The sequence below is a fragment of the Micromonospora qiuiae genome (genome assembly GCF_016863555.1).
Taxonomy (GTDB): Bacteria; Actinomycetota; Actinomycetes; order Mycobacteriales; family Micromonosporaceae; genus Micromonospora; species Micromonospora qiuiae.
In genome coordinates this window covers 1-17,402 of the sequence record NZ_BOPC01000117.1, presented here as the reverse complement: position 1 = coordinate 17,402, position 17,402 = coordinate 1, and the positions used below count along the sequence as shown (strand labels likewise).

Sequence of the window (17,402 nt, the reverse complement as noted above, 5' to 3'; positions counted from 1 at the left end):
AGGAAGGCGACTGAGTCAGCGTGCCGGGCAGCGCCATGAGCTGGGCGCCTGGTCAACGCATTCGCCGGGCGCATCAAGATCATTGCACTTACTCTGCACACTGGGCACCGATGCTCAGCGGGCAGGGCCCTCGCCGAATCGGCCACCGCTGATCACGGTGTCAGTCTCGATCTCAATAGCCGTCCACACATAGGAGCAGAAGTCGTCGACTGCAACACCTCCATCGTCCAGGAGGGCGACAGCTAGCGCCGCCAGATCCGCCCGGCGCGAGAGTCGTAGCTGATCTGCACGGCCCACTCAGGCCGCTGACCGACGGCCTGCTCAAGGTTCGCTATGTCCTCCGGCTCCCAGTCCTGGTACAGGCCGCTCGCCTCATCCATCAGCCAGACGAACAGCCGAGTGTCTGTAGCCCAGCCGCCATGGCCCGCTACCGCCAGCTCGTCGAGAAGTCGGACGGCCTTGGACCGTGGTATAGCAGGGAACACGAAGGCGTTCTCACTCATCCCGGCAAGGTACAGAACGTCAGTTTGGAAAATCGTTTCCGGCTGTCATGATCTGCCCGGATCGCCTGGCCAGCGGGGCTGTCGTGCTGCCCGGTCATGGCCGCTGGTGACCTCTTAGGAAACGGGTTACTGGCACGTGGCTGGCACGGCCGGGCGGGGGCGCGTGGCTGTCCGGCGTCGCGCGGCTGATCGCTCCGGGTCTTCGGTCCCGGGGGCGGCTTGCCGTGTCGCCGGCTCTCCGCGCGGCCGAGTGACGGTGATGTCGGTGCTGACCGTGTGACAATGAGTGGCGGTGTGTGATGGAGGAGGTGGGTCGTGATGTCGAGCAATGCCGAGCGGATGCCCGAGTGGCCAACCGCTGACCACGTGCCGGCGGAGGAGTTGGCCCGCCGGCAGGGTGTGCGGCCAGTCGCCTCCGTTGACGACCTGGCCCGGCCGGATCTGTTCGAGTCCGACGAAGAGTTGGACGACTTCCTTGCCGATCTGTACGCCTCTCGGCGGGCCAGCGCCGCGTGAGCATGGTCGTCCTGGATACCGACGTCGCGTCGGCGATCCTGAGGGGTCGCCTGCCTGACCGGCTTCGTGCCCGGCTGGCCGGTAACACCCTGTGCATCACGTTCGTCACGCTCGGGGAGTTGACCAAGTGGACCGTGCTGCGGAGCTGGGGGCCGCGCAAGCTGGCTGACCTCGCGCAGTGGCGATCGGGCGTGGTGCTGCTGCCCTTCGACGAGGCGGTGGCGACGACCTGGGGCCAACTCCAGGCGCGGGCACAGCATAGGGGGCGTCCCCGTCCGACGAACGACTCCTGGATCGCGGCCTGCTGCCTGGTCGACCGGCTCCCGCTGGCGACCTTCAACGGCAAGGACTACGCCGACTTCGCCGAATACGACGGCCTGCGTCTGTTCGACGTCTCGTAGCTTCACCGCCTCGACCCGTCGGCACCGAACGGCAGTGACTGGTCCTGTCGGCCAGCAGCCAGCCGAACCCACCTATCCGGGGGCAAGCCGCGGAGCGGCGCGGCAGCCCATCGCCCCGACCTCGACGGCGGCCAACCACCCCGCGATCGTTCCCCTAGCGGGTACAGATCAGGACAGCATCGGCCATGGGCCTCCGGTACGGTCCCCCGGTGAACCCTGCTTCGAGGCGTGCATCTACCGTCCGCATTCTCGGCAACGTGGCCCTGGTCGCAGGTTTCCTCGTCTCGGTCATCACGCTGTCAAGCGACACCGGGTCGACCGAGGTGCACATCCTGGCAGGCTTCCTCGTCGTCACCGGGATCGGTCTGCGCATTGAAGCCGCGATCAGCGAACCTCGTGCTTGACCACTGAACCGGAACGTGCCCGCCGCGCCGGCCGATGCCGGCCGGAGGCCGCCAGCAGGCCGAGTGCGGCGGGCGGGCCGCGCTTGCGCGGCCCCTTGATTCTAATGAGAACGTTTCGGCAGTGGTGGAGTTGAAGCGAAACTTAGAGCCACTGTCCCGCCACCAGCGGGAACAGCGGGACGTCTGCTCACACGCCGCCTCGGGCTGCCAACGTTGGTGGCTGGTTGACAACGTTTGACGGCGTCTTGTGCCCCGTGTGTGCCCAGCGGCGGCCCCGATACTGGGCACACCCGAAGCTTCTCGCAGTGGCGGCTTGCTTGATCCGGTTAACGTCGACGCCGTGCTCGTGACTGTGAGATCCCTCGCCATGGACTGGCAGGAGTTTGCCGATCAAGCAACCGTCCTCGGTGTCGTAGTTGCTCTGGCTGTTGGCATCGCCACCACGATCGTGATGATTCGGCAAGAGAAGGTCACCAGGGATGGACAACGGCTTCAGCGAGAGCAGGCTGAAGCGACCGCGGCCCGCACGGAGGCCGCTGCGGCCCTGACCGAGGAGTACACCAGGCGGGTCGTTGAGGCTTTGGAGACAATGGCAGCCAACAGCACAAAACCCGCCATAACCAGCGAGGCGAAGGCCGCCCGATGGACCCTTGTGCATCAGCACCGCTCCCGCTACCTGCTGACCAATGTCGGCAACGCGGATGCCAAGAATGTCCGAGTTTCGGCGCATGAGTCGCTACCTCTACTCGGTCTGGATGAGGCTCCGGAGGAGGTAAGGCCGCACGAGGCAGTTTCCTTCCTCGCGGTACGAGCCTTCGGTACCAGGGACAGCACGATTACGGTGACCTGGACCGATTCCGAGACAGGCGAGGACAGGACGTGGAAATACCCTCTACCTCCCGGGTCATAGCTAGGCAAAGCGACGGCCCACGGCGCACGACGGACCGCTTGTGACCGGGTGGTACTTGATTATCGGGGTTAGGCGAGAGAGGGCAATGGGAACGCTGGAGATAGTCACACTGGTCGTTGCTGCTGCGAGTGCTGTCGCCGCAATCCTCGCGGCAGCTTTCGCCGGTTCGCAAGCAGTTGCTGCGACCCGGCAGGCGCGTTACGCGCAAGAACAGCTTCTACTTGCCGAAAGGGTCCAAAAGGACCAAGCCCAGCCCTACGTCTTCGTTGATCTCGCGCCCGACGAACATGCTCCGCAAAAATTGATGCTGGTTGTTCAAAACACCGGCATGACCGTCGCTCACAACGTCCGTGTGACCTTCGATCCGCCGCTTCAGTCGGTCACTAAGCCAGAGTTTGCCGAGAACATTCCGGTGCTCAAGGGACCAGTCTCAACACTTCCGCCTGGCCGTAGGCTCCGATGGTTCTGGGAGATCGGGTTTCAACTCTTCCGGGACCAAGAAACGCCCCGTTGCTACACCGTCACGGTCAACGCCGATGGTCCCTTCGGTCCAGTCGATGAGCTGACTTACAAAATTGATCTCAACAACCTCAGGTACAGCGACGCATCCGCACCCGTGTCGAGAAAGCTTGTCGACGAGGTCGAGAAGTCCCGCAAGGCGCTGGAGAAGATCTCGCAGGAGATCAGGTGACTCCACCTAACCAGCGCCATCCTCACCGTCTGCCGTCGAGCCGCCCTGCGTGGGGTGCGGGCCGCCCGGCTCGCTGTGTGAAGCGGACCTTGACGCTGCCCCGGGTGATCGGCGACGAGTCGGGGACGGAGTTGGCGGCGCGTTCCATGAAGGGCAGGCCATCGGCCTGCCCACGACTCCTGCCCGAGGGTCGCAGAGGCTCCGAGGTCAACGGCGGCCCGTAGGGCCGTCGCTTGCGACGCGTAGTGCCCTTGAGCTTGGAGGGGCGGCCCGGCACACTCGCGCCGCCACCCCCGGCCCCGATGGCCGTGACCCGCCGCGCGGGCCTGGCGTGCCCTTTCATGCGCCGCGTCGCTCGGGCGCGGCGCGCCCGGCTGCCGGCGACGAACCTCCACCACTCCCACACCCGCCCCGTCTGCGGCGGCCCCTGGGCTTCCCGCTTCCGCGCCAGCCGCCGGGCGTGTTGCGTGGCCGGAGTCGGAGCGCCAGCGGAGCGACGGACGCGCGCCCAGGCGGCGGCGCGTGCGGCCCGTTCAGGGCCGCCTTGAAGGCGTACAGCAGTTCTGCGCCGCCTTACTCGCGAACACGGGTGGCGCCATCCTGGTCGATCCGGCTCGGTTGGCTAGGCTCTGGCTCATGAGGCAGGCGGATCCGGATCGGGCCTACGCGGATGGCACGGCAATTGAGGCAGTGCTGAGCGAGTTCATCGAAGCAGTGCAGGCGGGGAACTCGGTGCCGCTGACGAAGGACGGTGAGGTCGTGGCGGTGGTGGTGTCGCCCGAGGTTGCGGAGGCTGGGCGGCAAGCGCTGGGCCGGTAGCTGCGCCTTCTACACGAGTCGGCTGGTGTAGCTGGCGTCGACCAGGCGGGTGTAGGCGGCGCGCACCTTGTCGGGGACGTGCTGGGGGATGGCGTAACCGAGTTCGGCGTACTTGTCGATGCGTTGGGTGTCACCGACGAGCATGTCGATGACTTTCTTGGTGTTGCCGATGCTGGTTAGGTAGTCGTCGAGTGAGAGCGGGTGGGACGCGCAGATCACGTCGACCTGGGGCCAGAGCTTCTTGCAGGTGGCGTATGCCCGGCGCTGTTGGTACGGGCGGGACATGAGGATCACCGACCGGGCTTGGATCTTGTGTTCGGCAAGGAGCGCGCGGGTGTACTCGATGTTCTGGCCGGTGTTGGTGGCCTGCGTGTCGATGAGGATCGCGTCGGCTGGCACGCCGTGGGCTATGGCGTACTCCCGGTAGTGGACGGCTTCACCCCGGGGAAAGATCTCGATGGTGGTCGGGGCATTCGCGCCGGTGAAGGCCAGGTGCGGGTACATCCTCTGGTGGTAGAGGTCGGTGGCGATCTTGGCGACTCCGAGGTCATGGCTACCGAGCCCGATGCCGACGTCAACGGGTCGGATCTCGTGGTGCATGTTGTGGTAGTTCCACAGGCACTCGACATCCGCGCGGTGCTCTGCCGGGATGGTCGAGGGAGTCGTGGACATCGCTTGTCTCTCAGTCGGGGATCTTGAAGGTGTAGGACCAGGTGAAGCGGGATGCGGCGTGCACTCCGCGGGCGAACTCGACTGGTCGGCCCTCGTAAGTGGACGTGGTGCGGTGCAGGATCATCACCGGTTCTCCGGCGGGGAGCTGGAGTAATTCGGTTTCCTCGGGCGTGGGCATGCGGGCGTGCACGGTCTCGGTGATGGTGTCCGGCTCCAAGCCTCGGGCGGTGAGGATCGCGAAGCCGCCGCCTTGTCCGGCTGGCCCTGGTGTCGGGTCGACCAGGGATGTGCCTTCCACGTCTTCGGGGCGGTAGTAGCTGGTCAGCGTGTGGGTCGGTACGCCGGCCTCTTTGACCAGGCGGGCGCGCTCGTAGACGGGTGCACCGGGCGAGAGATCGAGTGCTGCGGCGACTTCGGCGTCAGCTTCGGTCCGTCGTACCTCGTTGGTCTGGTCGCCTGGCGTCCAGGCGCGGCCGGTGGCCTCGCGGTCGGCGGCGAAGGCGACGAGCCCGGATTTCCATTTGCTCTTGGCGTAGCGGTCGGTGCCGAGGCGCTTCATCGCCACGCGTGGGCGGACGACAGTGCCGCGCCGACGAACGGGCGTGACCAGTCCTTCGGCTTCAAGGACGCGCACCGCCTGCCGGACGGTGTTGATGTTGACGCCGTGTTCGGCGGCGATCTCGTCCTGCTTTGGCAGGGTGCTGCCCTCGGCATAGTCGCCGCGCTGGATGGCCTGACGCAGGAGTGCGGCCAGATCTCGGTATCCGATGCCCACTCGCTCCTCCTAGCCATGCGCCGCGTAGGGCTATCCCTATCAGCAAGTGTGCCCGACCGGCGAACATTAGAGCTAGTTCTATTGACAGGTCGGGCCCCAGTCGGGCCATATAGAGCTAGTTCTAATGCCTGGTTGGTGGGAGACCGTGATGCTTGGCGCTACGGAAGTTCCGAACACGTCTGGATCATCCGTGATCCCGTCCGGCAGCGCCATCCCCGTTGCGCCCGGCGTGGAGCGGGTTGGAGCCTGCGCGTCCTGCGCGGGTCGGACCTGGAAGTACGTCCGCGCGCGGGCTGAGGTCCGCGCTACCGGGCACGGATCGCCCGTCGGTCGGCGCTTGGTCCGGCGAGCGTGTCCGGACTGTGCGGGGTCCGGTCGTTCGGTGTCCTGCTGAGACTGGCCCGGGGTGGGTGCTGGCATGGGACCGCGACCCGAACGACGGCTCCAACTGAGCCCGCCCACCTCGGCGCCTCGCAGGTCGCGTTCGCTTCCGCCGGGGGTTCCGGCACCGGGTGACCTGGTGCTGCTCGATGGTCGGGCGTCGGTGCAGTTCAACGGCCCCCGGGCGCTGTGGCTGCGGGTGTCTTCGGTCTCGGATCGGCCGACATACGACGGCTGGGTGTGGCTCACCGGCTACGCGGTCAACCCGAACACCGGGGAGGCATTCGAGCGGCGGGAGGTCTTCGCCCAGATCGCCGGCCTCCAGATCAATCCCCGCCCACCAGTGAAGGCACGGCCGACGACGAGGAGGCGCAGTGTTTGACCTACGGGTACGACTCGGCGCGGTGATGCACATCGACGCTGTCGACCGCTACCGCCCCGCCGACGGACCGGTGACGTTGCGGGTGACCGGGGTTCGCCTGGTGCTCAACCGTCCCGAGCGGGAGCAGTGGATCTGGGTCGAGGGCACCAAGATCACTCCACGCCACCAGCGCGGTGAACGAACACAGGTCCTCGTACCGACCCGGCTGTTCGCGCCGAAGGATGCGGCCCGGTGACCACGTACCTGTCGGGAGCGGCGCGGGATCAGTTACGAGCTGCGCAGTCGCAGCTTGACCGACACACGCCGTCGAGCGCGGACTGGCCCTGCCCTGCCTGCCGCGTGGACGAGCCGTGCCCGCAGCGACGGGCAGCGTTGCGGGTGTTCGGACGGTACGGCTGCCTGCCTCAGCGGTGGCCTGGCGCGTCCCGTCCGGAACGGGTGAAGGCGTCGTCGTGGTCGGGGTGGCTGACCGCTGCGGTGGAGGGTGTGACGGCCGAACGGCTGAGCTGACTTGTTCTGTCATGCCAACAACTCATAAGCTGCTGTAATACATGCAGCGTTCATAGGTGGGGTGCCCGCGATGGCGTACGAGATTCCGACGCCGAAATACCTGCGCGTGTTGAACACGCTGCGGAAGCGCATCGAGGACGGCGACTACGCGCCCGGTGCGGCACTGCCGTCGGAAAACCAGCTCTGCAACGAGTTCGGCGTCTCTCGGCCGACGGTCCTCAAGGCGCTGGGCATCCTCAAGCAGGACGGCTGGATCGAGTCGCAGCAGGGCAAGGGCAGCTTCGTACGCGGCCGATCCGCCGCCGGCCGCACCTCACCCGAGTACGCCCGCGACGCCGTCGAGCTGGACGAGACCGGCGACACGGAGATTCTGCACGTCGGCCCGGTTCTCGCCACGCCCCGCATCGCGGCCGAGTTGAAGATCCCTGAGGGCACACCGGTCTACGAACGCCGCCGCCGAACCGTCACCGAGATTGGCCCGGTCGACCTGATCTCCACCTTCGTGCCGGTGGACATCGCGGTCGGCACCGACATCACCAAGCCGGACCCCATCCCGGGTGGCCTGCTCGACCTCATCGCGCGGCAGAAGGGCCTACGGGCCGACTACGCCACCGAACGCATGTCTGCCCGCCGCGTCAGCGCCGATGAGGCCGACGCCCTGGCCGTGTCGGCCGACGAGCCGGCGATGAGCGTCGTCATCACCGTGCACCAGGCCTCCGGCGATCCCATCATGACCTCGGTCCTGGTCATGCCCGGCAGCCGCCACGAGATCGAAGACACCTACGCCGTGTCCTGACTGCAGCTCCACAGATCGCCGTAGAAGTCCTCGTCATCGTCGTCTGGTGGCAGCGGTGTTTGCCACCAGAGGTCGATCAGGAACATCTGAGCGTCGTCACGCCCGTGTCGGTGGACCCGGACGCCATAGACGCCGGCCCCTTGCGGGAGCGTGATCTCTGCCGCCGCTCCGGCGGTGATCTGCTCAACGAGTAGTTCTCCGGTGGGGCAGTGCACCTGAAGCTGTCGACGCCCGTCCCACGAGCCACGATCGAGATCGGGCTCACCGCTCCATATCCGTAGCTCAAGGCCCACTCTCAGCGGGTCCGAAGGCGCTCGCACGGTGACTTGGTACGTGGACGCGCCAGCTACCTGATCCTGCGAATCTTGGTACGACTCGCCGTCGTCGCCGGCATCACACCATGCGTCCCGCAGGACAAAGTGACCATAAAGGATGCTGACCACAGTTCGATGCACGGTGACAGGTTCCATGCCTCGCAGACTGGCACCACTCTCCGACACTCCTATGTGAACGCAGCTCACCTGAACCCCCTGCTTGCACTTACAAGCTAACGCAGCTTGTTAACTCAACCGGTTGTCAGGGTGATGACTGGTGAGGCTAGGAGGCTTCCACGTGATTCCCATGGCGTTGAAGGTGCCGGTCCCGTCTGACTACGCACAATTGGCGTCTGGTCAGGTAGTCGTGAAGGGTGCGGGCAGTCCCCGAAGGCGCAGGTGCCTTGGGGTGTGGGGGCGGTCGGTGGGTTCCTGCGGCGGCGTGTCGGCGTCGCGCATGGCGGCGATCGTACCGGCGGCCCTGCTCGCGCGTGGCGGAGCGGTGCTGACGATGCGGTCAGCCTGGGGCGGCGTTCCACTCCGGGGCGAGGATGGAGTAGAGCAGGGAGTCGCGCCAGGCGTTGTTGGTGTAGACGTGGTCGCGGAGTCGGCCTTCGTACTGCATGCCGAGTCGTTTGGCGACGGCGATGGAGGCGGCGTTGTCGGGGCCGATGGCGGCGGTGATGCGGTGCAGTCGCAGCTCCCGGAAGCCGTAGTTGACGATGGTGCGGGCGGCGTCGGTGGCGTAGCCGTGGCCCCAGTGGTCGGCGTGGATGGCGTAGCCGAGTTTGGCGGCCTGGTGGCCGGTGAGTCCGAGGCGGGCGAAGCCGATCATGCGGTCTTCCGGGTCGGCTACGGCTAGGTAGTACTCGGTGCGGGGGTTGAGCTGTGCCCGGGTCACTGCGCCTTCGATCATGGCGACAGCGGCGGCGTGGTCGCGGCTGTCGAAGGAGAGCCAGTGGGTGACGCGGTCGTCGCCGATGATCGCCAAAGCATCGGCCGCGTCATCGGGTCGCAGTTCGCGCAGGGTGATGACGCGGCCGGGGATGGTGATCGGGTACATGCGCTGATGGTGCCCTATCGGGGTAGGGCGTTGGCGGGGGTGTGGGTGAAGTGCTCGATGCCGTCGATGAGGCCGCGGGCATCGTTGGCGTGGCCGGCGCGGGTGATGGCCTGGTGTACGCGCCGAACGGAGTGAACGATGCCGTTGATGCGCTGATCGGCGGGGAGGTCGAGCACGGGCTCCAAGGCGTCTGCGGCGGCGTCGAGTTCGCCGTTGGCAACGCGGGCGATAGCGAGGTTGGTGTGTGAGCCGGCCTGGTCGCCGAACGCCCATGCGGGGTCGTAGCGGTCGGCGTACGCCTGGACGGCTTGCAGGGCGTAGCGCTCGGTGGTGGCGGCTTCGCCGGGGAGCCAGGCGAGGGCGTCGCTGGCGTAGTAGAGGGTGCGGGGCTGGTTGAAGGTGCAGATGCCGCCCATCTCGTCCATCTCGTCGGGGCGTACCCGGGACCAGGCGTCTTCGGCCTCGTGGATAGCGACCATGGCCTGTTCGGCGTTGCCGAGTGCGGCGTAGGCGCGGGCGGCGCTGGCGGGAAGCCAGACAGCGGAGGTGCCGCCGGCTTGGGTGGCGTACTCGCGTCCGGCCTCGGCATATCGGACGGCCTCGGCATACCGGCCGGCCCAGTAGGCGACCAGGGATTGGAGGCCGCGGAGCCAGGCTTGCAGGCCGGGGTGTCCGGCCTGGTCGGCGCAGAGCACGGCGGTACGGGCTTGCAGCATCGCGGAGTGCGGGTCGGCCATGTCGTGGGAGACCTTGGCGAGTAGCCCGGTGGTGATGCCGGCGAGGAAGTGCAGGTCCCGCGACTGTGCTGGTTGTTGGCGGCGTTCGAGCAGGGTGAACAGGGTGTCTTGGGTCTCGACCAGGTCCGGCAGGATCTGGCTGACCGGGCGTTGCGGGTAGGCCAGGGCGAGGCGCTGCACGTCCTCGGTGAGCTGGTCGATGGCTGCCGGGGAGGTGGCTTCGGCGGCGAGCATGGCGTAGTGGCGGGCGCGTTGTGCGGCCATGGCGAGGAGTTTCCTTTCCGGGCCGGCGCCGAAGGGCTCGACAACGGGCTGTCGGCCTGGCGCAGGGGTCAACTGGTGGGGTGCCCAGGGGCGCTGCAACTCGTCGGCGGTCTTGCCGAACATGGCCTGCAACGCTCGCCGGGTGGCGGGTGTCGATGAGGCCAGGTCCCGTTCACCGCGCGCCAACCGGCCGAGGTGCCGGGCGCTGATCGCCGCACGGGGGTCCATGCGACTGAACTCGTCGGCAAGCTCCTCGTACGTGCGGTCACTCTGCTGGATCAGGTGCTCCAGCACCGTGCGAGGATCGCGGCGGTCTCGGGCCATCTCGATGCCTTCCTGACGGGCTGTTTCCACGCTCGCCTGTCGGAGGTCCTGAACTCAACGCAGGTCCTCATGGTGTCCGCTCGATGTCCGCCAGAGGTGCAAATTCGGTCCTCGATCGGTCTCCGTCACCGGGTGTTCCATCTCCACCATGGACGCCTCACCCACAGCAATTGTGCGTGTACAGGCCGCTGAAATACGTGCGCCGACACGGCAGCGGGCGGCCGCTCGCGCCCACGCCGGGCCGGCGGCGTTTTGAGCAGGGCACCGGGGCCGGTGCAGGCAAGCGACGCCGTCGGACATGGCCTCCAGCCCGCCTGTCTCGGTGCCCATCCACAACCTGCCTGAAGGAGGGGCGTGATGGACCCAACGCCAGGCGACGTCCTCCACGTCGACGCCGCAGCCTCCGTGCAGTTCAGCGGCAATCGGTCGCTGACCTTTCGGGTCATCAAGGTCGGCGACCGGCCGACGTACGACGGTTGGGTCTGGCTGACCGGCTACGTCCTGGACCGGACCGGCAACGCCGTGGCCCGGCGAGAAATCTTCGTGCAACGCGCGGGCCTGAAGCTGCTCGCTCCCGCTACCGTGCCCGCCGCCAAACGCACATCACCAACCGCCCCGGGCCGTGTCGCAGGAAGCGGGCAGAGCCGAAAGGCACCGACGACGATCTCGACGCCGAGGAGGTTGCGGTGAGCAGACATTCGGTCGGCGTGGTCCGGGCGCCTCGCGCCTGGCCCGACTCTGCCCAGACCAGGTACGGCGAATCCGGTTCCGCCGCACCCGGCTCGGGCGACGCGGACTGGCCGAGCAACAGGTGTACGCCTTCCTCCGCGCGGTCGTCGACGAACTCACCGCACGGGACCGCGTAGAAGCTGGACTACGCGCGGAGAACGCTCGATTGAAAACCGCTCTGCGCGAATGGCAGACCAGCATCGCCCGCAGGTCGAGCCGGACGGCCAACGCGAGGCGTTGGACAGGACCTGAGCAGCGCAGATGATCTGCTGACAAGCCGAATGCCAACGCGATCAAGGACAGCCGAGGGTTGAATCACCGGGCGGCGGCCGAGTCTCGGACGTGAACAGGCCAGGCGGCGCCTCGGCCGATTTGCGAGGTGCCCCCGGCAGGATTCGAACCTGCGACACACGGTTTAGGAAGTGTGGACACGGCCGCAAGTTGCTCGGCAGTGACCTGGCTTGATCTGCGATGCCATGCCGAGCGCCACGTCCAGGAGCTGACCGCCATTGACCCTCCGTTCCCGTCCCAAAGGGCACGCAACGGGCACGGCTGGCCTTGGGGTTATAAGAACATCACGGATGGCTGGTCAGGCACCCTGGTCAGCCCGTCCGTGGTTGTCGGGCAGCGTCGGCGTTGGCGGGCGGTCTTGGCTGTATGGATGGCTGTACGGCCCTTAGCCCAGGCGCACCCTTCCCACCGGTCTAAGGACGACCGCGCAGGTGAATTGCGAGGGAGTAGCACCTCTCACGGAGTTCGCTCAGGCGGTCGTTGGCCTGCCGGATCGCGACGGGTACGGGGCCGACTGGCCAGGTCCAGTCCCCAAGCACGAGATCATTGAAGCTGCCCATGCCTCCTCGGTAAGGGCCGAGCAAGTGATCCAAGGCATCGGCGTCGTGCCGATTGAGGCCGGCGAGAACGCGCCCGACCCACTCTGCCCAGCCCTCAGCGTTGTTGTTTCGGAGGAGATCTTCCATCTCCTCCAGCGCGGTCGTTAGCTCCCGCAGGCGAATACGGAACTCTGAGTCCTCTGCCGCAGTCATGCGACCTCCCCATGCCGCTGGTGGCAGGAGCAAGCTACCTGAGGTGATCCGCCCCGGCTGATCTCTGAGGAGGGCCGGGGTTCGGGGCGGAGCCCCGAGGTCTTTCACCGTACGGACGCCGCCACCTACAGTGACATCATGGATGTCGATGAGTGGCTGCACGAGGAAGCGATTCAGGACCGGACCCGCATCCACCGCCAGATCCGCCGCAACGGACGCATCTACGAAATCACTGCCTCGACCACCGCCGACGAGCGTCTGGCCTTGGAGTTCAGCAGCTGCAACGACGACGGCGGCGAGCTGATCACTCACCTCAGCGGCGAGATCCCTCCCGAGGACCTGGCGGTCGCAGCCGATGTCCTACAAGCGGTGCTGAGCGGCCTCGCCTCCATCTACGGAACACCCGGCGATGGACGCGCCTACACGGTTGCGCAGAAGCGGCTGCGGCACCCGAACGCCTATGCCAGGTGGACCGAAGAGGAAGAGAACCGACTCCGCGAGCGCTTTCGGGCGGGTGCCACCGTCACGCAGCTTTCCAAGGAGTTCGGGCGGGTCGAAGGCGGAATCCGCTCCCGGCTAGTCAGGCTTGGCGAGCTACCCGCAGACGCTATCACCGGACCAAAGCAGTCGTAGCCCTGAGGCACTGCCTGTTCCGCCCCGTCTCCGCCCGCGCCGGCCGATGCCGGCGCCCGCGCCGCCAGCAGGCCGAGTGCGGGCCACTCACGCGAGCTGGGTCGCGGACTCCCATGGCGTCCTGGTGGCGGCTCGTCGACTCGGGCACGCCAACGCCAGCGTCACGACTCGTCACTACGCTCGTGCGGTGGACGGGCGAGACGCTGAGGTCGCTGAGCACCTGGACGCGAGCCGGTCGAAGGTTGCAAGGCGATCAGGCACGCAGCGGGCACGCAAACCCGGGAAGGCGGATCAGTGATCGGTGATCAAGGCTGTGACCTGGTGCCCCCGGCAGGATTCGAACCTGCGACACACGGTTTAGGAAACCGTTGCTCTATCCCCTGAGCTACGAGGGCGCGAGGGCCCAGTCTAGCGGCCTGCGGGGTGACCCGGGGTGGCAGGGAGTGCCCCTGTTGGCCTGGGTTGTCCCAGCCCGGCGGGCGCTCGATGACCACAGGCCGAGCCCCACGTGACTCCGGGTGGTCTTGCTTGCCCTGCCCGCCTGATCGGGCACGTATCGGGCACACCGCTGCGGGCCAGATCAACATCACCGGCCAGTCGCGAGGCGATCACATCCTGTTGTCTTCGCGGGTGGAGTCGCATGGCTGATAGTGCCGTGACGCACGCCGTTCGGTGGCGTCGATGTAGTGGTGGAGGGCTTGGCGGGAGCGGTTGAGCGTGTCGATGCGTTCGTCCAGCTCGCGCAGACGTGCTCGTAGGGTATCGAGGAGTTCGGGGCAGGGTTCGAGGTCGGGGCCTGCGCCGGCCAGGCAGGGCTGCAAGAACGCGATGTCTTCAGTCGAGAGTCCCGCCTCTAGCAGCCTCCGGATCTGGGTCACGGTCAGGATGGCCTCGTCGGTGTACTCACGATAGCCGTTGGCGCTGCGGTCGGGCTCGAGCAAGCCCTGGGCTTCGTAGTAGCGCAGCAGATGGGCACCGACTCGGGTCCGGCGGCTCAGTTCCCCGATCAACACGGTCGCTCCCCTTGACCTTCATATCGATGTGAGGGTCGAGGCTACTCCCGTGGCCGAGCCCTTCGGTCACACAACCGCAGAGCGAACTGAACGGGAGTAAGTAATGCCTAACTCCGACGCCGGCCACGCTTCGGTGACGGTCATCGGCTTGGGACTGATGGGCCAAGCGCTCAGTGGGGCGTTCCTGAAGAACGGGCACGCCACAACCGTATGGAACCGTTCGACCGACAAGGCCGACCTCCTTGTCGCCAAGGGCGCGGTCCTCGCAGACTCGGTGCGGCACGCGGTCACGGCAAGCCCACTGGTGATCGTCTGCGTCTCGGACTACGACGTCGTGCGCGAGCTGCTCGACCCGTTGGGCGACGTTCTCGCGGGTCGGGTTCTGGTGAACCTCACCTCGGGCACCTCGAAGCAGGCGCGCGAGATCGCCGAGTGGGCGGCGCAGCGAGATGTCGCCTACCTCGACGGCGCGATCATGACGACACCCCAGGGCATCGGCGCAGCCGACACCCTGCTGTTCTACAGCGGGCCGCAGTCGGCATTCGACCGGCATGAGTCCACTCTTCGGAGCCTCGGCGGCGCTACCACATATCTCGGCGCAGACCACGCCCTGTCATCGCTGTATGACATGGCGGTGCTGACGATCATGTGGAACGTTCTGAACGGCTTCCTGCATGCCGCTGCCCTTGTCGGCACCGCCAACGTGCCAGCCGCGAAGTTCGCTCCGGCCGCGCGCAAGGGAATCGCGACCGTGGCCGACTGGCTTTCCGGGTACGCGGATCAGATCGACGGCGGCAGGTACCCCGCCCTCGACTCCACCATCGACACCCACCTGGCAGCGATGGAGCACCTCATCAAGGAGAGCGAGTTCCTGGGTGTCAACGCCGAGCTGCCCAAGTTCGTCAAAGTCCTTGCCGATCGGTCAATTGCCGATGGCCACGGCGGCGACAGCTACGCGGCCATGATCGAGCAGTTCCGCAAGCCGTGATGCGCGCCCGGCTCGCTCAGTGAAGGAAGGAAAGGAGCGCGTCGGTAAGAATCGGCCCCGGGAGCGCACTACCTGGTGACGAGACACCTTCATGGCGAAGGAGAAGGAGCCAGTGACGCATGCCGAACCAAACGAGCGGTTCACCGCCCTCTATCGAACACACTACCGGCAGGTGTACGCGTACGCGGTGAGCCGGGCGGGGCGCAAGCTCGCCGACGACGTGGTCGGGGACACCTTCATGGTGGCCTGGCGCAGGCTGGACGCCGTACCTGCGGCTCCGTTGCCCTGGCTGCTGGGCGTGGCCCGCAACGTGGTTCGTGAGCGCTTCCGCGACGACATCCGGCAGGCGAGCCTGGCTGCCGAGCTGCGCGCGTGGGTCGTGGAGGCAGCCGGCGACGTTGCCGATGGCGTCGCCGAACGTGCGGCGATGCTGGCCGCTCTCGCGGCTCTGCGCGAGGACGACCGAGAGGCGCTGACGCTGACGGCCTGGCAGGGCCTGTCCGCCAAGGATGCCGCCCGCGTCGCCGGCTGCTCGACCGCGACTTTCTTCGTACGCCTGCACCGGGCTCGCAAACGCCTGGAGCAGGCCATGTCCGACACCGCCACGGCGGAGCGTCACCGCCCCGTCCGCATTCCCGAGCAGGAGTACGCCCGATGAGTCACCGTGACACCCTGCAGGCGCTGGCCGATGCCCGCCCGCCTGGCCTCGACCCGTCCGGTCCACCCAGCGATCCCGCCCTGATCATGGCGCATCCCCGATCGGTCACCCGTCCCACCCGGCGCCCCGTGCGTCGGCTCGTGCTCGCGGGCGCACTGCCGGCCGTGGCACTCGCCGCAACCGGCGCCATCCTGCTGACCAACACGTCCGGACCCGCAACGCCCCAGGTGCAGCCGGCAGCCTCGTCGCCCAGCCCAGTCGACGCGCCCGCCGACGCCAGCGACCTGCTGCTGGTCGCCGCCGAACGCAGCGAATCCGCGTCAGACGCCGCCGGCCGGTACTGGGTGGTGCGGGCCGAACACGGCGAAGGCACTCGCCGCTTGCAGGACGAGGTGTGGCTGGCCGCCGTGCCGGGCCTGCCCTCGGCCGGGTATTCCCGCGCCGCAGACAGTGGTTCCTGGACCTCACGCCCACTGCAGGGTCACACCGCGGAGAACAATTTCCTGCTCGCCGGGTCGCCCCGGTCCGCGCGGGAACTGGCCGCGTTGCCGGCGGACCCCGCGAAACTCAAGGAAAAGCTGCTCGGCTGGTACGCCGACACCGGCGGTGCCGAGAGCCGCGACGGCTTCCTGTTCAACTCAGGCACCACCCTCGTCCTCAACCTGCCGGTGTCTCCGCAGGTGCGCGCGGCGGCGTACCGGATGCTCGCGGCGATGCCCGGTGTGACGTCGCGGGGCCGGGTGACCGACCAACTGGGCCGGCCCGGGATGGCCGTGGCCGTGACCCGCCAGGGCGACCTCGGTGAGACGCAGACCCGTCTGATCATCGATTCCTCGACCGGACAGGCACTGGCCCAGGAAACCTGGGTGGCGGACAACACCGCGAGCTGGACCGCGGTGATCACCGCCCGCTGGTCCGACGACGACCTGCCGGAGGCATCCTCGCTGCGGTGACACTTGAGCGAACACCGAGGTGGTGCGACCCGGTCGGGTCGCACCACCTCCTTGGTTGCCAGGCGGTCAAAAGCTGGCGAGCCGACGCCCGGGTGGACGGCGGTTGGTGGTACGCGGCCAGTTCGGCGAGGGGGATTCTCTGCTGGTCAGGAGAGCTGCGGTGAGCAGCGGCCCGTTGACGATGCGGGAGTCGAGTGCGGCACCGATGTGTGCGGCAACCACCTCCAGGGCCGAGATCAGCGACGAACGTTGCGGAGGCTGTGCGGCGAGGTGATCCTCGATAGCGTCCCACCAGGGGTGTGGTGATTGGGGCTTCGTGAATGTCATGCCGGGCTCGAAATGTTCGACGCACTGGCCGTCGCGCCAGTGGGCGAAGCTGTTCCTGCCTTTGGCGCAGCGCAGGAGGCTGAGGGTCTCGGTGCCCTCGGACAGGGCGGCACATGTGCCGAACATGGCACCGGCGATGCCGTGCTCCTCCCAACAGAACGACCACTCGCCGAAGGAGCCGGCGCGCAGCACCGACCCTTCCTGTGCGGTCGCGTCGTACAAGGGGTGGGCCTCGTCGCGTTCGAGCAGGCGGGCGGCTTGCGGGTCGGCGCCGTATCGCGCAAGCACATCCGGGGCTGTGATGGCCCGAGTGAACGTCACACACCACATGATCAGGCGTTGATCCTCGGCCCACTCCCACTGTCCGGCCGTCGTTTCACTCACGTACGTCTCCTGCACTGCCTCAACGATCGGGCGAGGCGAAATCTGTCTTCGGTTCGTCAGGCCCCCTCAGGTCAGGTCTGCGTGATCCGGGCGGGCCCGAACGATATCGAGCCCGCCCGTTTCAGTACTGCCTGTTTCAGGTGTGTTGGATTTCGCCCGGCTTGTAGACCTGCGTGCGCTCGAACAGGTCAGTCGGTCATGATCATCATGAC

Annotated in this window: 24 protein-coding genes and 1 tRNA gene; 15 read left to right on the top strand and 10 right to left on the bottom strand. The window is 67.2% G+C overall.

Features of this window, described 5'->3' with window-relative positions:
• Positions 1-242: 242 nt before the first annotated feature.
• A complete protein-coding gene (locus tag Vqi01_RS28445) occupies positions 243-503 on the bottom strand; it encodes a hypothetical protein (RefSeq protein ID WP_239098731.1) in 261 nt (86 codons plus the stop codon).
• 318 nt (positions 504-821) lie between these two features.
• Between Vqi01_RS28445 and Vqi01_RS28440 the strand changes: the two genes are divergently transcribed.
• The 6 genes from Vqi01_RS28440 to Vqi01_RS28415 all read left to right on the top strand — a co-directional run bounded on the left by Vqi01_RS28440 (position 822) and on the right by Vqi01_RS28415 (position 4,244).
• On the top strand, positions 822-1,019 hold the full coding sequence (locus tag Vqi01_RS28440; RefSeq protein WP_204038228.1) for a hypothetical protein: 198 nt from the start codon (positions 822-824) through the stop codon (positions 1,017-1,019).
• Positions 1,020-1,021: 2 nt separating this feature from the next.
• Entirely contained in the window at positions 1,022-1,420 is a 399-nt protein-coding gene (locus Vqi01_RS28435) for a type II toxin-antitoxin system VapC family toxin (RefSeq protein ID WP_239098732.1), read from the top strand.
• Positions 1,421-1,629: 209 nt separating this feature from the next.
• Complete coding sequence (locus Vqi01_RS28430; protein ID WP_204038223.1) at positions 1,630-1,824, top strand: hypothetical protein; 195 nt, start codon at positions 1,630-1,632, stop codon at positions 1,822-1,824.
• A gap of 340 nt (positions 1,825-2,164) precedes the next feature.
• Positions 2,165-2,734, top strand: coding sequence for a hypothetical protein (locus Vqi01_RS28425; protein WP_204038222.1), 570 nt, complete (start codon positions 2,165-2,167; stop codon positions 2,732-2,734).
• Positions 2,735-2,819: 85 nt separating this feature from the next.
• Entirely contained in the window at positions 2,820-3,425 is a 606-nt protein-coding gene (locus Vqi01_RS28420; RefSeq protein WP_204038221.1) for a DUF8453 domain-containing protein, read from the top strand.
• Between the two features lie 636 nt (positions 3,426-4,061).
• Positions 4,062-4,244 carry a hypothetical protein gene (locus Vqi01_RS28415; protein WP_204038220.1) on the top strand — a complete coding sequence of 61 codons (183 nt, stop codon included), beginning with the start codon at positions 4,062-4,064 and terminating at the stop codon, positions 4,242-4,244.
• Between the two features lie 9 nt (positions 4,245-4,253).
• On the opposite strand, the gene Vqi01_RS28410 is transcribed toward Vqi01_RS28415, so the two are convergent.
• Together Vqi01_RS28410 and Vqi01_RS28405 are read right to left on the bottom strand one after the other, a co-directional pair.
• Positions 4,254-4,916 carry a YdcF family protein gene (locus Vqi01_RS28410; protein WP_204038219.1) on the bottom strand — a complete coding sequence of 221 codons (663 nt, stop codon included), beginning with the start codon at positions 4,914-4,916 and terminating at the stop codon, positions 4,254-4,256.
• 10 nt (positions 4,917-4,926) lie between these two features.
• A complete protein-coding gene (locus tag Vqi01_RS28405) occupies positions 4,927-5,691 on the bottom strand; it encodes a GntR family transcriptional regulator (RefSeq protein WP_204038218.1) in 765 nt (254 codons plus the stop codon).
• A 418-nt stretch (positions 5,692-6,109) separates the two neighbouring features.
• Here Vqi01_RS28405 and Vqi01_RS28400 point away from each other — a divergent pair, with 418 nt between their 5' ends.
• The 3 genes from Vqi01_RS28400 (at position 6,110) to Vqi01_RS28390 (ending at position 7,760) form a co-directional block, all read left to right on the top strand.
• Positions 6,110-6,454, top strand: a complete 345-nt coding sequence (locus Vqi01_RS28400; RefSeq protein ID WP_239098730.1) for a hypothetical protein — start codon at positions 6,110-6,112, stop codon at positions 6,452-6,454.
• The gene (locus Vqi01_RS28395) at positions 6,447-6,689 is read left to right on the top strand and encodes a hypothetical protein (protein WP_204038217.1); all 243 of its coding nucleotides are present in this window, start codon (positions 6,447-6,449) and stop codon (positions 6,687-6,689) included. The genes Vqi01_RS28400 and Vqi01_RS28395 overlap by 8 nt, the downstream gene beginning before the upstream one ends.
• Before the next feature lie 345 nt (positions 6,690-7,034).
• Positions 7,035-7,760, top strand: a complete 726-nt coding sequence (locus Vqi01_RS28390; protein WP_204038216.1) for a GntR family transcriptional regulator — start codon at positions 7,035-7,037, stop codon at positions 7,758-7,760.
• On the opposite strand, the gene Vqi01_RS28385 is transcribed toward Vqi01_RS28390, so the two are convergent.
• From Vqi01_RS28385 to Vqi01_RS28375, 3 genes are all read right to left on the bottom strand, one after another.
• A complete protein-coding gene (locus Vqi01_RS28385; protein ID WP_204038215.1) occupies positions 7,745-8,230 on the bottom strand; it encodes a hypothetical protein in 486 nt (161 codons plus the stop codon). The genes Vqi01_RS28390 and Vqi01_RS28385 overlap by 16 nt on opposite strands.
• A gap of 361 nt (positions 8,231-8,591) precedes the next feature.
• The gene (locus tag Vqi01_RS28380) at positions 8,592-9,137 is read right to left on the bottom strand and encodes a GNAT family N-acetyltransferase (protein ID WP_204038214.1); all 546 of its coding nucleotides are present in this window, start codon (positions 9,135-9,137) and stop codon (positions 8,592-8,594) included.
• Positions 9,138-9,151: 14 nt separating this feature from the next.
• Positions 9,152-10,432 carry an NsdA family TPR-like regulatory protein gene (locus Vqi01_RS28375; RefSeq protein ID WP_239098729.1) on the bottom strand — a complete coding sequence of 427 codons (1,281 nt, stop codon included), beginning with the start codon at positions 10,430-10,432 and terminating at the stop codon, positions 9,152-9,154.
• Positions 10,433-10,819: 387 nt separating this feature from the next.
• On the opposite strand from Vqi01_RS28375, the gene Vqi01_RS28370 reads away from it, so the two are divergent.
• Positions 10,820-11,152, top strand: a complete 333-nt coding sequence (locus Vqi01_RS28370) for a hypothetical protein (RefSeq protein WP_204038212.1) — start codon at positions 10,820-10,822, stop codon at positions 11,150-11,152.
• Complete coding sequence (locus tag Vqi01_RS28365; RefSeq protein WP_239098728.1) at positions 11,085-11,456, top strand: DivIVA domain-containing protein; 372 nt, start codon at positions 11,085-11,087, stop codon at positions 11,454-11,456. Before Vqi01_RS28370 ends, Vqi01_RS28365 begins: the two co-directional genes overlap by 68 nt.
• A 439-nt stretch (positions 11,457-11,895) precedes the next feature.
• Here Vqi01_RS28365 and Vqi01_RS28360 read toward each other — a convergent pair whose 3' ends face one another.
• Entirely contained in the window at positions 11,896-12,234 is a 339-nt protein-coding gene (locus tag Vqi01_RS28360) for a DUF6966 domain-containing protein (protein WP_204038211.1), read from the bottom strand.
• Between the two features lie 138 nt (positions 12,235-12,372).
• Here Vqi01_RS28360 and Vqi01_RS28355 point away from each other — a divergent pair, with 138 nt between their 5' ends.
• Positions 12,373-12,867, top strand: a complete 495-nt coding sequence (locus Vqi01_RS28355) for a hypothetical protein (RefSeq protein ID WP_204038210.1) — start codon at positions 12,373-12,375, stop codon at positions 12,865-12,867.
• Positions 12,868-13,186: 319 nt separating this feature from the next.
• Here the strand turns inward: Vqi01_RS28355 and Vqi01_RS28350 are convergent.
• Together Vqi01_RS28350 and Vqi01_RS28345 are read right to left on the bottom strand one after the other, a co-directional pair.
• Positions 13,187-13,262, bottom strand: a tRNA-Arg gene (locus Vqi01_RS28350).
• 213 nt (positions 13,263-13,475) lie between these two features.
• Complete coding sequence (locus Vqi01_RS28345; protein WP_239098727.1) at positions 13,476-13,880, bottom strand: MerR family transcriptional regulator; 405 nt, start codon at positions 13,878-13,880, stop codon at positions 13,476-13,478.
• Between the two features lie 103 nt (positions 13,881-13,983).
• Here Vqi01_RS28345 and Vqi01_RS28340 point away from each other — a divergent pair, with 103 nt between their 5' ends.
• The 3 genes from Vqi01_RS28340 to Vqi01_RS28330 all read left to right on the top strand — a co-directional run bounded on the left by Vqi01_RS28340 (position 13,984) and on the right by Vqi01_RS28330 (position 16,479).
• Positions 13,984-14,868, top strand: a complete 885-nt coding sequence (locus Vqi01_RS28340; RefSeq protein WP_204038209.1) for an NAD(P)-dependent oxidoreductase — start codon at positions 13,984-13,986, stop codon at positions 14,866-14,868.
• A 112-nt stretch (positions 14,869-14,980) separates the two neighbouring features.
• Complete coding sequence (locus Vqi01_RS28335; RefSeq protein ID WP_204038208.1) at positions 14,981-15,526, top strand: RNA polymerase sigma factor; 546 nt, start codon at positions 14,981-14,983, stop codon at positions 15,524-15,526.
• A complete protein-coding gene (locus Vqi01_RS28330) occupies positions 15,523-16,479 on the top strand; it encodes a CU044_5270 family protein (RefSeq protein ID WP_204038207.1) in 957 nt (318 codons plus the stop codon). The genes Vqi01_RS28335 and Vqi01_RS28330 overlap by 4 nt, the downstream gene beginning before the upstream one ends.
• Before the next feature lie 66 nt (positions 16,480-16,545).
• Here the strand turns inward: Vqi01_RS28330 and Vqi01_RS28325 are convergent, their stop codons facing one another.
• Complete coding sequence (locus tag Vqi01_RS28325; protein WP_204038206.1) at positions 16,546-17,190, bottom strand: DUF6461 domain-containing protein; 645 nt, start codon at positions 17,188-17,190, stop codon at positions 16,546-16,548.
• Positions 17,191-17,402: the final 212 nt, after the last annotated feature.

What these genes read in the sequence shown, in the direction of transcription:
- Vqi01_RS28385 (WP_204038215.1), bottom strand. Translation starts at nt 8,230, where the DNA reads ATGGAACCTGTCACCGTGCATCGAACTGTGGTCAGCATCCTTTATGGT.
- Vqi01_RS28440 (WP_204038228.1), top strand. Translation starts at nt 822, where the DNA reads ATGTCGAGCAATGCCGAGCGGATGCCCGAGTGGCCAACCGCTGACCAC.
- Vqi01_RS28420 (WP_204038221.1), top strand. Translation starts at nt 2,820, where the DNA reads ATGGGAACGCTGGAGATAGTCACACTGGTCGTTGCTGCTGCGAGTGCT.
- Vqi01_RS28410 (WP_204038219.1), bottom strand. Translation starts at nt 4,916, where the DNA reads ATGTCCACGACTCCCTCGACCATCCCGGCAGAGCACCGCGCGGATGTC.
- Vqi01_RS28370 (WP_204038212.1), top strand. Translation starts at nt 10,820, where the DNA reads ATGGACCCAACGCCAGGCGACGTCCTCCACGTCGACGCCGCAGCCTCC.
- Vqi01_RS28400 (WP_239098730.1), top strand. Translation starts at nt 6,110, where the DNA reads ATGGGACCGCGACCCGAACGACGGCTCCAACTGAGCCCGCCCACCTCG.
- Vqi01_RS28380 (WP_204038214.1), bottom strand. Translation starts at nt 9,137, where the DNA reads ATGTACCCGATCACCATCCCCGGCCGCGTCATCACCCTGCGCGAACTG.
- Vqi01_RS28340 (WP_204038209.1), top strand. Translation starts at nt 13,984, where the DNA reads ATGCCTAACTCCGACGCCGGCCACGCTTCGGTGACGGTCATCGGCTTG.
- Vqi01_RS28355 (WP_204038210.1), top strand. Translation starts at nt 12,373, where the DNA reads ATGGATGTCGATGAGTGGCTGCACGAGGAAGCGATTCAGGACCGGACC.
- Vqi01_RS28435 (WP_239098732.1), top strand. Translation starts at nt 1,022, where the DNA reads ATGGTCGTCCTGGATACCGACGTCGCGTCGGCGATCCTGAGGGGTCGC.
- Vqi01_RS28445 (WP_239098731.1), bottom strand. Translation starts at nt 503, where the DNA reads ATGAGTGAGAACGCCTTCGTGTTCCCTGCTATACCACGGTCCAAGGCC.
- Vqi01_RS28390 (WP_204038216.1), top strand. Translation starts at nt 7,035, where the DNA reads ATGGCGTACGAGATTCCGACGCCGAAATACCTGCGCGTGTTGAACACG.
- Vqi01_RS28360 (WP_204038211.1), bottom strand. Translation starts at nt 12,234, where the DNA reads ATGACTGCGGCAGAGGACTCAGAGTTCCGTATTCGCCTGCGGGAGCTA.
- Vqi01_RS28330 (WP_204038207.1), top strand. Translation starts at nt 15,523, where the DNA reads ATGAGTCACCGTGACACCCTGCAGGCGCTGGCCGATGCCCGCCCGCCT.
- Vqi01_RS28415 (WP_204038220.1), top strand. Translation starts at nt 4,062, where the DNA reads ATGAGGCAGGCGGATCCGGATCGGGCCTACGCGGATGGCACGGCAATT.